Annotated in this window: 12 protein-coding genes; 4 read left to right on the plus strand and 8 right to left on the minus strand. The window is 61.7% G+C overall.

From position 1 onward, the window contains the following. Nucleotides 1-23: 23 nt before the first annotated feature. From H147_RS0109540 to recA, 3 genes are all read right to left on the minus strand, one after another. A complete protein-coding gene (locus H147_RS0109540) occupies nt 24-311 on the minus strand; it encodes a DUF1330 domain-containing protein (RefSeq protein WP_019955137.1) in 288 nt (95 codons plus the stop codon). Next, a complete protein-coding gene (gene alaS, locus H147_RS0109545; RefSeq protein ID WP_019955138.1) occupies nt 308-2962 on the minus strand; it encodes an alanine--tRNA ligase in 2655 nt (884 codons plus the stop codon). The genes H147_RS0109540 and alaS overlap by 4 nt, the downstream gene beginning before the upstream one ends. Before the next feature lie 174 nt (nt 2963-3136). Then, nucleotides 3137-4216, minus strand: a complete 1080-nt coding sequence (gene recA, locus H147_RS0109550; RefSeq protein ID WP_019955139.1) for a recombinase RecA — start codon at nt 4214-4216, stop codon at nt 3137-3139. A gap of 182 nt (nt 4217-4398) precedes the next feature. Here recA and H147_RS0109555 point away from each other — a divergent pair, with 182 nt between their 5' ends. Then, entirely contained in the window at nt 4399-5001 is a 603-nt protein-coding gene (locus tag H147_RS0109555) for a hypothetical protein (protein WP_019955140.1), read from the plus strand. A gap of 51 nt (nt 5002-5052) precedes the next feature. On the opposite strand, the gene H147_RS0109560 is transcribed toward H147_RS0109555, so the two are convergent. Beyond that, complete coding sequence (locus H147_RS0109560) at nt 5053-5784, minus strand: RlmE family RNA methyltransferase (RefSeq protein WP_019955141.1); 732 nt, start codon at nt 5782-5784, stop codon at nt 5053-5055. A 14-nt stretch (nt 5785-5798) separates the two neighbouring features. After that, the gene (locus H147_RS0109565; RefSeq protein ID WP_019955142.1) at nt 5799-6911 is read right to left on the minus strand and encodes a Ppx/GppA phosphatase family protein; all 1113 of its coding nucleotides are present in this window, start codon (nt 6909-6911) and stop codon (nt 5799-5801) included. Nucleotides 6912-7115: 204 nt separating this feature from the next. On the opposite strand from H147_RS0109565, the gene H147_RS0109570 reads away from it, so the two are divergent. From H147_RS0109570 to H147_RS0109580, 3 genes are read left to right on the plus strand one after another with little or no spacing between them, the layout of a single operon-like run. Next, nucleotides 7116-7412, plus strand: coding sequence for a virulence factor (locus H147_RS0109570; protein WP_019955143.1), 297 nt, complete (start codon nt 7116-7118; stop codon nt 7410-7412). A gap of 31 nt (nt 7413-7443) precedes the next feature. After that, nucleotides 7444-8367: a methylenetetrahydrofolate reductase gene (locus tag H147_RS0109575; RefSeq protein WP_026352409.1), complete on the plus strand. Its 924-nt coding sequence runs from the start codon at nt 7444-7446 to the stop codon at nt 8365-8367. Nucleotides 8368-8376: 9 nt separating this feature from the next. After that, the gene (locus tag H147_RS0109580; protein WP_019955145.1) at nt 8377-9441 is read left to right on the plus strand and encodes a methyltetrahydrofolate cobalamin methyltransferase; all 1065 of its coding nucleotides are present in this window, start codon (nt 8377-8379) and stop codon (nt 9439-9441) included. A 36-nt stretch (nt 9442-9477) separates the two neighbouring features. On the opposite strand, the gene H147_RS0109585 is transcribed toward H147_RS0109580, so the two are convergent. The 3 genes from H147_RS0109585 to H147_RS0109595 form a co-directional block, all read right to left on the minus strand. Next, nucleotides 9478-10272 carry an HpcH/HpaI aldolase family protein gene (locus H147_RS0109585; protein WP_019955146.1) on the minus strand — a complete coding sequence of 265 codons (795 nt, stop codon included), beginning with the start codon at nt 10270-10272 and terminating at the stop codon, nt 9478-9480. A gap of 61 nt (nt 10273-10333) precedes the next feature. Beyond that, nucleotides 10334-11425 carry an ABC transporter ATP-binding protein gene (locus H147_RS0109590; protein WP_019955147.1) on the minus strand — a complete coding sequence of 364 codons (1092 nt, stop codon included), beginning with the start codon at nt 11423-11425 and terminating at the stop codon, nt 10334-10336. A 22-nt stretch (nt 11426-11447) separates the two neighbouring features. After that, nucleotides 11448-13064, minus strand: a complete 1617-nt coding sequence (locus H147_RS0109595) for an alpha-amylase family glycosyl hydrolase (protein ID WP_019955148.1) — start codon at nt 13062-13064, stop codon at nt 11448-11450. Between the last annotated feature and the right edge of the window lie 87 nt (nt 13065-13151).

The raw sequence follows: 13151 nt of genomic DNA on the forward strand, positions 1-13151 counted from the left end.
ATCAGCGCCCCGGCTTTTTTGTTTCAGCCGATTTCTTCAACGATACACAGCTCGCGCTGGCTCGCACCTTTGGCGTAGCTCAGCGCCTCTTGATAGGCGGGCGAATGATAGCAGTCATGCGCGGCCTGCAGGCTGGGAAAGCGGGCCACGACGTTGCGGGGGCGGTCTGGTCCCTCAAGCTGTTCATAGGCGCCGCCACGGGCCAGGAAGACGCCGCCATGATCGGCGATGGCCACTGTCGCGCGCTTGGCGTATTCGCCGTAGGCGGCGTCATCGGTGACTTTGACATGGGCAATCCAGAGTGCGGTCATTTCAGGTTCTCCAACAGTGATTTTGCGGCACCGATCGCGGCATTGGCGTTTCCAGCGGAGGCACCACCGCCTTGCGCCATGTCGGGCCGGCCACCGCCGCCCTTGCCGCCCAGTTCCGGTGTCACCGCGCGCAGGATATCGACAGCCGAGACGCGCGCGGTCAGGTCTGGCGTGACGCCTACGGCGACGGCGGCCTTGTCGCCGGTATCGGCGATCAGCAGCACGACGCCGCTGCCCAGATCGGCCTTGATCTGGTCAATCAGCGACGGCAGGTCCTTGCCGGTGACGCCCGACAGCAGCTGCGCGTGAAAGGCGATCCCGTTGACCTGCGCCGCAGGTGCTGCCCCCTGCGCGCCGCCGCCCATAGCCAGTTCGCGGCGCAATTGTGCGACCTCGTTGGCCAGTGCGCGGCGTTCATCCATCAGCGCCTTGACGCGGTCGGCGACCTCGGATGCGGGGGCCTTGAGGGCTGCTGCGACATCTGCCAGCCGCTGGTCCTGCGCACGCAGGTAATCCAGCGCCGCCTGCCCTGTCAGCGCCTCGATCCGGCGGACACCGGCGCTGGAGGCCGCGTCGCCCAAAGCGACAAACACGCCGATGTCCCCCAATTGGCGCACATGCGTGCCGCCGCAAAGTTCCAGTGAATAGGTGTTGCCCGCCGCCCCCTTGCCGGACCCGTCCTTGTGGCCCATGGACACAACGCGCACCTCGTCGCCGTATTTTTCGCCGAACAGCGCCTGCGCGCCAAGCGCGCGGGCATCATCGGGCGCCATGATGCGGGTTTCGACGCGGGTGTTTTGCCGGATCAGCGTGTTCACGTCGCGTTCGATCTGGGCCAGTTCCTCCGCGCCGAGCGCCTTGGTATGGCTGAAGTCGAACCGCAGCCGGTCAGGCGCGTTCAACGAGCCGCGCTGCGCGATGTGATCGCCCAGCCGTTCACGCAAAGCCTCGTTCAGCAGATGCGTTGCGGAATGGTTGGCCTGAATGGCCGCGCGACGGCCTGCGTCCACGCGTAGCGCCGCACCCTGCCCCACAGCAATCGTGCCGCTGGTGACAGTGGCGAAATGGATGAACACACCGGCCACCTTTTTGGTATCGGTGATCTCGGCCGTGCCGGTGTCGGTCTGCAAGATGCCCGCATCGCCGACCTGCCCGCCGGATTCGGCATAGAACGAGGTCTGGTTCAGCACGATCTGCACGGCGCCGCCCGCTTGCTGGACCATCGCGCCATCGGCGACCAGTGCCTTGATCTGGCCTTCGACATCAAGGCTGTCGTAGCCGAGGAAATCGGTGGTCCCCGCCACATCGGCGACATCGAACCAGATCGCGCTGTCGGCGGCTTCGCCCGTGCCCGACCATGCGGCGCGGGCTTTAACCTTTTGCGCGGCCATCGCGGCATCGAACCCATCAGTATCGACGCTGCGGCCTTTTTCGCGCAGTGCATCCTGCGTCAGATCGAGTGGAAAACCATAGGTGTCATAAAGCTTGAACGCCGCCTCGCCCGGCAGGGCAGCCTCATCCGGCAGGCCCGCCAGTTCGTCATCGAGCAGTTTCAAGCCGCGGTCCAGCGTCTGCTTGAACCGGATTTCTTCGTTCATCAGCGTCTCTTCGATCAGGCGCTGGCCTTGGCCCAGTTCGGGGTAGGCCGCACCCATCTGTTGCACAAGTGCAGGTACCAGACGGTACATCACCGGGTCCTTTGCGCCCAGCAGATGCGCATGTCGCATCGCGCGGCGCATGATCCGGCGCAGCACATAGCCGCGGCCTTCATTCGAGGGCAGCACACCTTCGGCGATCAGGAACGAGGTGGATCGCAGATGGTCCGCGATCACGCGGTGATGCGTGTTGCCGGGGCCGTCAGGGTCGCTCGACGTTGCATGTGCCGACGCCTCGATCAGCGCGCGCATCACGTCGGTATCGTAATTGTCATGCTTGCCCTGCAACAGCGCGCCGATCCGTTCCAGCCCCATGCCGGTGTCGATCGACTGCATGTCGAGCGGGCGCATCGAGCCATCCTCGAACTGTTCGTTCTGCATGAAAACGACGTTCCAGATTTCGATGAAACGGTCGCCATCCTCCTCGGCCGATCCGGGAGGGCCGCCCCAGATGTGATCGCCGTGGTCATAGAAAATCTCGGTGCAGGGGCCGCAGGGCCCTGTCGGCCCCATGCGCCAGAAATTGTCGTCGGTGGGGATGCGGATGATCCGGTCTTCAGGCACGCCGATCTTTTTCCACAGATCGAACGCTTCGTCGTCAGTGTGATAGACCGTGGTCAAAAGGCGCGACTTGTCGATGCCGAAATCGCGGGTCAGCAATTCCCAGGCAAAGGGGATCGCGTCCGATTTGAAGTAATCGCCAAAGCTGAAGTTGCCCAGCATTTCGAAAAACGTGTGGTGCCGCGCGGTATAGCCCACATTGTCCAGATCGTTGTGCTTGCCGCCCGCGCGCACGCATTTCTGGCTGGTCGTCGCACGGCTGTAATCGCGGGTTTCGACCCCGGTGAACAGGTTCTTGAACTGCACCATGCCCGAATTGGTGAACATCAACGTGGGGTCGTTGCGCGGCACAAGCGGGCTTGACGGGACCACGCGGTGACCCTGTTTTTCAAAGTAATTCAAAAAGGTCGAACGGATGTCAGCAAGGCTGGTCATGGCGCGCTTTCACGGAAAAAGGTCTGGTCAGCGGCAGAAATAGCGTTGCAGCAGGCCAGTGTCCACCGATAGACCGCAGCACCTGATCACGCTCGCGCGTCTTTTTCGCCGGGATCGGCGCACCTGGCGCCTTGGGTGCGTGATCAGGGCGCAGTTTGTACTGCGCCCCGGCCTTTACATTTCGACGATATCGTCGTCGCCACTGCTATCTGCATCGCTCATCGCGAAGTCGAGGCCATGGGCCGCCCGGATCTTGTCCTCGATTTCATTGGCGATCTTGGGGTTTTCCTTGAGGAACAGCTTGGAGTTTTCACGCCCCTGCCCGATCCGTTCATCGCCATAGCTGAACCACGCACCCGACTTTTCGACCACACCGGCCTTGACGCCTAGGTCCAGCAATTCGCCGGTCTTGGAAATGCCTTCGCCATACATGATGTCGAATTCGACCTGTTTGAACGGTGGCGCCACCTTGTTCTTGACCACCTTCACGCGGGTCGCATTGCCCACCACCTCGTCACGGTCCTTGATCGCGCCGATCCGGCGGATATCAAGCCGGACCGAGGCGTAGAATTTCAGCGCATTGCCGCCAGTCGTGGTTTCGGGGCTGCCGAACATCACACCGATCTTCATGCGGATCTGGTTGATGAAGATCACCATGCAGCCCGACCTGTTGATCGACCCTGTCAGTTTGCGCATCGCCTGGCTCATCAAACGGGCATGCACGCCGACCGAACTGTCGCCCATGTCCCCTTCAAGCTCGGATTTGGGTGTCAACGCCGCAACCGAATCGACCACCACCAGCGACACAGCACCCGACCGCACCAGCGTATCCACGATTTCGAGTGCCTGTTCGCCGGTATCGGGCTGCGAGATCAGCAATTCGTCAAGGTTCACGCCAAGTTTCTTGGCATATTGCGGATCAAGCGCATGTTCTGCGTCGACAAAGGCGCAAATCCCGCCCTTTTTCTGCTCTTCCGCGATGGAATGCAGGGTCAGCGTCGTTTTGCCTGACGATTCAGGGCCGTAAATCTCGATCACGCGCCCTTTGGGCAGGCCACCGATCCCCAGCGCGATGTCCAGCCCCAGCGACCCGGTCGAGGTCGCCTCGATCTCGGGCATCTGGTTTTGGCCGCCGAGTTTCATGATCGAGCCTTTGCCGAACTGCCGTTCGATCTGCGCAAGCGCGCTTTCCAGCGCCTTTTCCTTGTCCGCGGTTTTCTTGTCCATCATTTTCAAAAGATCTGCCGTTGCCATCTACCCTGTCCTTATTTCACGCACCCCGCCGAGGGGCAATCGCTGCTTTGTTCGCCCTATGTTCCCTATTACATGGGATCAAAACGTGAACATTGCAACATGAATTTCCATCACCACTATCGGCGGGAAGTGGTTAAGGTTTGGTTTATGCGATAATTGTCGTCGGAACCTATGCAGGATCAATGCAAATGCTTGTTTTCTGGAAAGAAAACCTTGTTCTTCTCGCGGTGCCGAAAACCGGGTCCACGGCGTTGGAAGGCGCGCTCGCGCCGCGCGCGTCCATGGTTCTGCGCGATCCACCGCAGCTTAAACATGCGCCCTGCTATCGGTACAAACGATTCCTGCGGCCATTTTTTGTGCAGGCTGGCGGACAAACACCCGAAGTCATGGCGATCGTCCGGCATCCGGTGGCCTGGCTTGGCAGCTGGTATCGCTACCGGACCCGCGATGATCTCGTGGGACATGAAAACAGCACTCGCGGCATCAGCTTCGAGGATTTCGTCGTCGAATATTGCAAGGGAAGCCCGGCGCCTTTCGCCGCCGTCGGATCCCAGGACAAGTTCCTGCGCATCAATGATGGCCAGATCGGGGCCGAACATCTGTTCCGCTACGAAGCCTGGGACAAGGTCACGGCCTTCCTCGAAAACAGGCTTGATCTGCACCTGACCCTGCACCAGAAAAACGTCTCGCCCACAATGGAATTGTCGCTGTCCGGCGATGTGTTGGCCGAACTGCATCACAAACGCGCCGCCGAATTCGCCATCTGGAACGCGGCGCAAGGCTGAAAGCACAGGCCCCCTCCTTCTTATTTCCAGAAATACTCAAAAAAACCGGCGTCAGCCGGCGCTGTCGCGGCCTTTGAATCCGGTCGCTACGACGAATTTTTCCGAACTGTCCGACCGCGACGCCGGCGGCTTGACATTGGCGACTTTCTCGAACCGCGCCTTGAGCAGTTTTTGCAGATCACCCTCCGCACCCCCCGCCAGCACCTTGGCCACAAAAGTACCGCCTTCGTTCAGCACGTCGAAAGCAAAATGCGCCGCCGCTTCACAGAGCGCGATGATCCGGTTGTGATCGGTCTGCTTGTGCCCCGAGGCCGAGGCCGCCATATCCGACATCACGACATCCGCATTGCCGCCCAGCCAGTCGCGCACCTGCACATCGGCGTCATCGGCCATGAAATCGAGCTGGTGGATTTCAGCGCCGGGGATCGGATCGACCTCTTGCAGATCGACGCCCAGCACATAGCCCTGCGCCTTGGACGTGCGTTCCCCCAGCGCATTGGTGCGTTTGACCGCAACCTGCAACCAGCCGCCCGGTGCACAGCCAAGATCGACCACCCGCGCGCCCGGTACCAAAAAGCGGTATTTGTCGTCCAGCTCAAGGATCTTGTAGGCCGCCCTGCCCCGATACCCGTCCGCCTTGGCGCGTTTGACATAAGGGTCGTTCAACTGCCGCTGCAGCCACTGGGTCGACGACAGCTTGCGCCCGCGCGCTGTCTTGACCTTGACATGCAGGTCGCGCTGTCCGCGTCCAGAGGTGTTCTTGGTGGTGGGTTTTTTGGCCATGACGCGCTGTACCCTTAAAACGGGGCGTCTTCCAAGACCCCATCGGCGGACATCTGGGCATAAAGCAACCCTTCCCGCAAGCCACGGTCCGCCACCGACAGCCGGTCGGTCGGCCAAAGCCGCATCAAGGTCTGCAAGATCGCGGCCCCCGACATGATCAAAGCCTGCCGGTCGCGCCCGATCCGCGGGTCGGCACGCCGCCCGTCGGGGCCCAGCGTCAGATAATCGCGGATCACGGCGTCGATCTGGTCGGATGTCATGCGCAGCCCGTCCACCTTGGTCCGGTCATAGCGCTTCAGCCCCAGATAGCTGGCGGCGACCGTCGTGACCGTGCCACTGGTGCCGATGATCTGGAATCCCTCGCGCGCCTGGGCTGCGGCGGATGGCGCGAAGGCTTCAAGGTTTTCCTCGAAAAACCAGCTCATCAAGGCAAAGCGGGCAGCGTCGTCTTCGACGTCTGCAAACTGGTCGCGAAGCGTGGCCACACCAAGCGGCACGGAAATCCAATCCACGACCTTGGCGGCGGCAAAGGGGCCGGGGTCGGATTTGAACCCCGCATGCAGGCGCATGATCGCACGGGGGCGTTCGCGCTTGGGCACATTGGTCAGGTCGATCCAGACAAGCTCGGTCGATCCGCCGCCGATATCCACGACCAGCAATTGTTCGGTGTTCACACTGACCAGCGGCGCGCAGGAAATGACGGCAAGGCGCGCCTCTTCCTCGGGGCGGATGATCTCAAGGTTCAGGCCGGTTTCACGCCGCACCTGAGCGACGAAATGCTCACCATTCAGCGCGCGGCGGCACGCTTCGGTTGCGACAAGCCGCATCCGTGTGACACCATGACGGTGCAGTTTTTCGCGGCAGATGCGCATCGCCGAAATCGTGCGGTTCATCGACGCGCGCGACAATCTTCCTGTGCTTTCAAGACCTTGGCCAAGCTGGACAGATTTGGAAAAACTGTCCACGACATGGAACTGACTGCCCTTCGGCTGGGCAATCAGCATCCGGCAGGAATTCGTTCCAAGGTCCAGCGCCGCATAGAGCGTGGCCGGATCGGATTTTTGTGGCGCGGGGCTATCGACCGCTTTCGGGAACGCGCCCGCACCTTTGGGACGCTTGGGCGTCATTCTACACGCCCTCCATTTCGAGTTAAATCAAACGTATGCTGCCGGCTGCCACAAGACAAGCCCAAGACCCCGGCACATGCGCCTTGCGTGAAAATATCGCAGGACGCCGTCGACCGTCGCGGACCGCCTGCGTGATGTCGAAAACCGACCCTGCGTGTCGCCACGCGATGTTAGAACCGCAGCAGAGTTTCTTGGGGGAATCACATGCCTGACGTCACCATCGTTTACTGGCGCGACATTCCCGCGCAGGTCATTGTTGGGCGCGGACGGCGGGGCACCAAATTGCCCCTGCCTGAGAGGTTCGAACAGGCCATCGACCGCGCCGCGATGAAATCGGGGGCCGCGGAATCGGATGATTACATGTCGGGATTCCGCAAGGCCGACCCTTACGCGGCTGAAGGCACCGACGCCGAGGCTGCCGAAGCCGCCGTTGCCCGGATCGTCGCGGATTACGACCAAGAGCGCATCAAGGCGTTGATTGCAAATGACGGCTGGGCCTGATCCTGTCGCCCGCCGCCTGAAGGAGGCCATGATGTCGCTCTTGCCGTTTTTCAAATCCAAAGAACCGGAAACGCCTCCGGCCAACCCCGCTATCGCCGCCTTTCTGCGCGACTATTCGATCGAGGTGATGCCGCGCACCGCCGAGAAGGTCGAGAATTTCCGCGATCTTCTGCCCGAAGGCACGCGCGTCTATATCGCCCATATCGACGGCACGCCGATCGACGACATGGTCGTGACCGCCCGCAGGCTGGCCAGTGACGGCTACAAGGTCATGCCGCATTTTCCCGCGCGCATCATCAAGGACCGCGCGACGCTGGCTGACTGGATCGCACGCTATCAGGGCGAGGCGGGCGTCGATCAGGCGCTGTTGCTGGCGGGCGGCGTGGCGCAGCCGCAGGGCGATTTCGACAATTCCATGCAGTTGATAGAAACCGGATTATTCCGCGATTTCAAACGGCTGCATGTCGCAGGTCATCCAGAGGGCAACCGCGACATCGACCATGACGGCAGTGACACAAACGTGATGGCCGCGCTGCGCTGGAAACAACGGTTCCATGAGACATCTGGTGCTGACATGGCACTGGCCACGCAATTCGCTTTCGAGGCAGGGCCGATCATCGCCTGGGCCGATGCCCTGCGTGACGCGGGCATCACCATCCCGATCCATATCGGCATCGCGGGGCCCGCGAAACTGCAGACGCTGATCAAATTCGCCATCGCCTGCGGGGTTGGCCCGTCGCTGCGGGTCTTGCAAAAGCGGGCAATGGATGTGACCAAGCTGTTGCTGCCCTACGAGCCGACAGAGGTGGTCGCAGCCTTGGCCGCGCACAAGGCCGCCCACCCGGATTTCAACATCACTCATGTGCATTTCTTCCCGCTGGGCGGGATCAAGACCAACGCGCAATGGGCCATCGACAACGGCGGGGCCTCTGCCCTGCCTGCCGCGCACAGCTAAGGACCTTTCATGACCCGCACCATCGTCGAATCCAAGACCAAGACCGCCATCATCGGCTTTGACCAGCCGTTCTGCGTGATTGGCGAACGGATCAACCCAACGGGCCGCAAGATCCTCGCCGAGGAACTGGAACGCGGCGATTTTTCGCGGGTCGAGGCGGACGCCATCGCGCAGGTCGCCGCCGGTGCCACGGTGCTGGACATCAATTCGGGCGCGGTCTTTTCCAACAAGATGGCCGAAGACCCGCGTTACGCCGACAACAATTTCGTCGAACCGCCGCTGATGGCGGAACTAGTGGCACGGGTGCAGGCCGTGGTTGATGTGCCGCTTTGCATCGACTCGTCTGTCCCCGGTGCACTGGAACGGGGTCTTGCCGCCGCCGAAGGCCGCCCGCTGCTGAACTCCGTCACCGGCGAGGAAGAGCGGATGGAACTCGTCCTGCCGCTGGTGAAGAAATACAATGTGCCGGTGGTGGCGATTTCCAACGACGACAGCGGGATTTCCGAGGACCCCGATGTGCGCTTTGCCGTGGCCAAGAAGATCGTTGAACGCGCCGCCGATTACGGCATTCCCGCGCATGATATCGTGGTCGATCCATTGGTGATGCCGATTGGCGCGATGGGGACCGCCGGTTTGCAGGTGTTCACCCTTGTGCGCCGCCTGCGCGAGGAATTGGGCGTGAATACGACCTGCGGCGCGTCCAACATCAGTTTCGGCCTGCCCAACCGGCACGGGATCAACAACGCCTTTCTGCCGATGGCGATGACCGCCGGCATGACATCGGCGATCATGAACCCTGTCGCGCTTCCCATCGGGCCGCTCAAGATCGCCGAAAAACGCGCCGAGGTGCTGGCGGCGGGGATCATCCTGCCCGAGGATATGGATGATGAATCCTTCGTCACCCTGTTCGGCATGGGGTCCACCCTGCCGCGCGCAGGCAAGGAGATGGAGGCGATCCGTGCCGCGAATTTCCTGATGGATCAGGACCGGTCTGGCGCGGAATGGATCAGGTTCAACCGCGCGCCGGTGAAAGAAGGCGAAGGCCGCGCGCGGACGGGGCGGCGGCGGAAATGACTTTTAAGCCTCCGGCGGGGATTACGTCAATTCGCGCTAGCGCGATTTGACGGACTCTGAAGATGTGGGTTTCAGCCGTCCTGCCAGACCGCGCAGGGCCGTGTTCAGCAGCGTGACATCGGTCAACACACCCATGAAGGTCACGCCTTTGCCGACATAATCCGCAACGCGGGCCTCGTCGAAGGTGATGATCCCCGCGATCTTGCCCGCTGCGGTGGTGCGCGCGATGATATGGTCGATGGCGGCGACAACCTCCGGGTGGTCGGGCTGGCCGGGATAGCCCATGTCCGCGGACAGATCGGCGGGGCCGACAAAGACGCCGTCGACGCCGGGGGTGGCGGCGATGGCGTCGATATCGTCCAGTGCGGCGCGGCTTTCGGCCTGCACCAGCAGGCACATCTGCGCATTGGCCGTGCGCGCGTAATCGGGGATACTGCCATAACTGGACGCACGCGCGGATGACGCGCCCATGCCGCGGATGCCATCGGGGGGATAGCGCATGGCGCGGGCCATCAGCGCCGCCGTTGCCGCATCGTCAACCATGGGCACCAGTACGGTCTGGCAGCCTTGGTCGAGCACCTGTTTGACCAGCCAGACCTCGGCGCTGGCGATGCGCACGACGGGTGACGCGCCGGTGGCGGACAGCGCCTGCAACTGAGGGATCAGGCCGGTGGGCGCATTTGGCCCGTGTTCGGCATCGATCAGGCACCAGTCGAGACCCGCAAGCCCCGCCATTTCCGCAAGCTGCGCCGACCCTGTCGACAGCCAGATGCCGTATTGCACCTGCCCGGCCGCAAGGGCGGATTTCAGACGATTTTCGGGGGTTTGCATGACAGGCTCCGTGACGGTTTCCGCACCGATGCGATCACATCGGCGCGGCACTGGCAAGCCGTCACCGATAGTAGAGCGATTGCCCGTTCAGGAACACCTGCACTTTGTCGGGGCTGGCGGCCATCCGCACCGATCTGCCGCGCAAATCGGCATGGATACCCGGCAGCTTTCCGATCACGGCGGAATTGTCGCCGACCTTGTCGAAGTAGAGAAGCGTCACTTCGCCCAAGGCTTCGGTGATGTTCACCTTGCCCTCGAATGCGTAATCCTCGCCCGTGGTCTCGATCATGTCCTCGGGGCGGATGCCGACATTGACCTGCAACCCCATGTCGCTGTCGCGGGTCGGGGCTGCGGATTTGACGGTGCCGCCGCCATGCAGCTTGATGGTTGTGACAGCCCCGGTTCCCGTGATCTCGCCCGCCAGCAGGTTCATCGCGGGGGAACCGATGAATTGCGCCACAAATTCGTTTTCGGGCCGTTCATAAAGTTGCAGCGGCGTGCCGACCTGTGCGATCCCCTTGTTGGCAAGGACCACGATGCGGGTGGCCAGCGTCATCGCCTCGACCTGATCGTGGGTCACGTAGATCATCGTGCTGTCGGGCATCGATTCCTTGAGCTGCGCGATTTCGATCCGTGTGGCCACGCGCAAGGCGGCATCGAGGTTCGAGAGCGGTTCGTCGAAGAGATACACCTTGGGGTCGCGCACGATGGACCGCCCGATCGCGACGCGCTGGCGCTGTCCGCCCGACAGCGCCTTGGGCAGACGGTCAAGATAATCGTCCAGTTGCAGGATCTTGGCGGCGCGGTTCACGGCCTCTTCGATTTCCGCCTTGGATTTCTTGGCGAGCTTGAGGGCGAAAGACATGTTTTCACGCACCGTCATATGCGGATAAAGCGCATAGGACTGGAACACCATCGCGATGCCGCGCTGCGCGGGGGGCACGTCGTTGACGACCTGCCCGTCGATCTGCAATTCGCCACCCGTGATCTTTTCCAGACCCGCGATCATGCGCAGCAAGGTCGATTTCCCGCACCCGGACGGCCCCACAAAGACGATCAATTCGCCTTTCTTGATATCGAGGTTGATGTTCTTGAGAACATCAACCGTCCCGCCATAGGTCTTGGCGACGTCCGTCAGTTTCAGTTCAGCCATGTCTCACTCCCCTTCCCTTGCCTTACCTTTTGAGCGCGAAGCACACCTGCCACGGACCAAAATGCAACTTGCCGTCTGCCGATATTTGCGTACCGCCCAGTTCAGCCCCGATCGGTATCCAATCCCCCGGTGGTGGGTCGAAATCGGATGGCGTTTCGCTGACGTTGAACGCACAAAAGATCGTCTGATCGCCCGACGTCCGGGTAAAATAGATCACGTCACCAACTGCACGCAATTTGTCGTGCGACCCGATGCTGAGCGCGGGATGGCTGTGCTTGAACGCGATGGCGCGGCGGTAATGGTGCAGCAAGGCGCCGGGTTCGTCCTCTTGGGCTGCAACAGACAGGCCCAGATGTTCGGACGGGACCGGCAGCCAAGGCCGCACAGAGCTGAACCCGCCGTTGTGGTTGTCGCGGTCCCAGACCATGGGCGTGCGGCAGCCGTCACGGCCTTTGAATTCTGGCCAGAATTCGATGCCATAAGGGTCTTGCAGGTCCTCGAAAGCCAGTTCCGCCTCGTGCAGGCCCAATTCCTCGCCCTGATAGATACAGGCCGATCCGCGCAGCGACATCAACAATGACACGAACATCCGCTGGCCGCCGGGCGGCAGATCCCAGCGCGTGGCATGGCGCACGACATCGTGGTTGGAAAAGGCCCAGCAGGCCCAGCCATCGGCGGCGACTTCGTCAACCTGGCGCATGACGTCGACGATGCGCGCCGCGGTCGGCTTGTCCTTGGCCAGAAACTCGAACGCATAGCACATCTGCATCAGATCGGTGCCGGTCGTATACTGGCCCATGATCTCAAGACCGCGCTGGGCATCGCCCACCTCGCCCACGGCGGCCGCACCGTAAGGTTCCATGATGGCGCGCAGGCGTGCCAGGAACTTGACGTTGTCGGGGTGGTTCTTGTCGTAGATATGTTCCTGATGGTTATAGGGATTGACCGAAGGCGCGATATTGGCGTTGCGCCTTTCCTTGGCCAGGGGCGGGTTGTCCCGCAATGCGGCGTCATGCATGTAGAAATTGATCGTATCAAGCCGGAACCCGTCACAGCCCCGGTTCAACCAGAACAGCGCGATATCAAGCAGCGCATCCTGCACCGCAGGGCTGTGAAAGTTCAGATCGGGCTGCGACGCCAGAAAATTGTGCATGTAATATTGTTCGCGTCGCGCGTCCCATTGCCAAGCGGACCCGCCAAAGATCGACAACCAGTTGTTGGGCGGGGTGCCATCGGGCTTGGGGTCGGCCCAGACATACCAATCCGCCTTGTCGTTGGTCTGGTTTGCGCGGCTTTCCACGAACCACGGGTGCTGGTCGCTGGTATGGCTCAGCACGAGGTCGATCATCACGCGGATGCCAAGGCGGTGGGCGGTATCCACGACCGCGTCGAAATCGGCAAGGCTGCCGAACATCGGATCGACGTCGCAGTAATCGCTGACGTCATAGCCGAAATCCTTCATCGGCGAGGTGAAGAAAGGCGATATCCAGATCGCATCCACACCCAGCGAAGCGATATAAGGCAGGCGCTGCACGATCCCCAGAAGGTCGCCGATCCCGTCGCCGTTGCTGTCCTGATAGCTGCGCGGATAGATCTGATAGATCACCGCACCCCGCCACCAATCCTTGTCCACCGCCATTTCGGTGTTTGTGGCCAATGCCGTCATAGTGTCTTGTCCTGTGTTTTGACGACCCGGTGACGCCGGGCCGTCAGTACCTCAAAAGTT

The organism is Yoonia vestfoldensis DSM 16212, from assembly GCF_000382265.1.
Taxonomy (GTDB): Bacteria; Pseudomonadota; Alphaproteobacteria; order Rhodobacterales; family Rhodobacteraceae; genus Yoonia; species Yoonia vestfoldensis.

Excerpts from the sequence above, each read along its gene's own strand:
- H147_RS0109540 (WP_019955137.1), bottom strand. The coding sequence starts at position 311 with ATGACCGCACTCTGGATTGCCCATGTCAAAGTCACCGATGACGCCGCC.
- alaS (WP_019955138.1), bottom strand. The coding sequence starts at position 2,962 with ATGACCAGCCTTGCTGACATCCGTTCGACCTTTTTGAATTACTTTGAA.
- recA (WP_019955139.1), bottom strand. The coding sequence starts at position 4,216 with ATGGCAACGGCAGATCTTTTGAAAATGATGGACAAGAAAACCGCGGAC.
- H147_RS0109555 (WP_019955140.1), top strand. The coding sequence starts at position 4,399 with ATGCAAATGCTTGTTTTCTGGAAAGAAAACCTTGTTCTTCTCGCGGTG.
- H147_RS0109560 (WP_019955141.1), bottom strand. The coding sequence starts at position 5,784 with ATGGCCAAAAAACCCACCACCAAGAACACCTCTGGACGCGGACAGCGC.
- H147_RS0109565 (WP_019955142.1), bottom strand. The coding sequence starts at position 6,911 with ATGACGCCCAAGCGTCCCAAAGGTGCGGGCGCGTTCCCGAAAGCGGTC.
- H147_RS0109570 (WP_019955143.1), top strand. The coding sequence starts at position 7,116 with ATGCCTGACGTCACCATCGTTTACTGGCGCGACATTCCCGCGCAGGTC.
- H147_RS0109575 (WP_026352409.1), top strand. The coding sequence starts at position 7,444 with ATGTCGCTCTTGCCGTTTTTCAAATCCAAAGAACCGGAAACGCCTCCG.
- H147_RS0109580 (WP_019955145.1), top strand. The coding sequence starts at position 8,377 with ATGACCCGCACCATCGTCGAATCCAAGACCAAGACCGCCATCATCGGC.
- H147_RS0109585 (WP_019955146.1), bottom strand. The coding sequence starts at position 10,272 with ATGCAAACCCCCGAAAATCGTCTGAAATCCGCCCTTGCGGCCGGGCAG.
- H147_RS0109590 (WP_019955147.1), bottom strand. The coding sequence starts at position 11,425 with ATGGCTGAACTGAAACTGACGGACGTCGCCAAGACCTATGGCGGGACG.
- H147_RS0109595 (WP_019955148.1), bottom strand. The coding sequence starts at position 13,064 with ATGGCGGTGGACAAGGATTGGTGGCGGGGTGCGGTGATCTATCAGATC.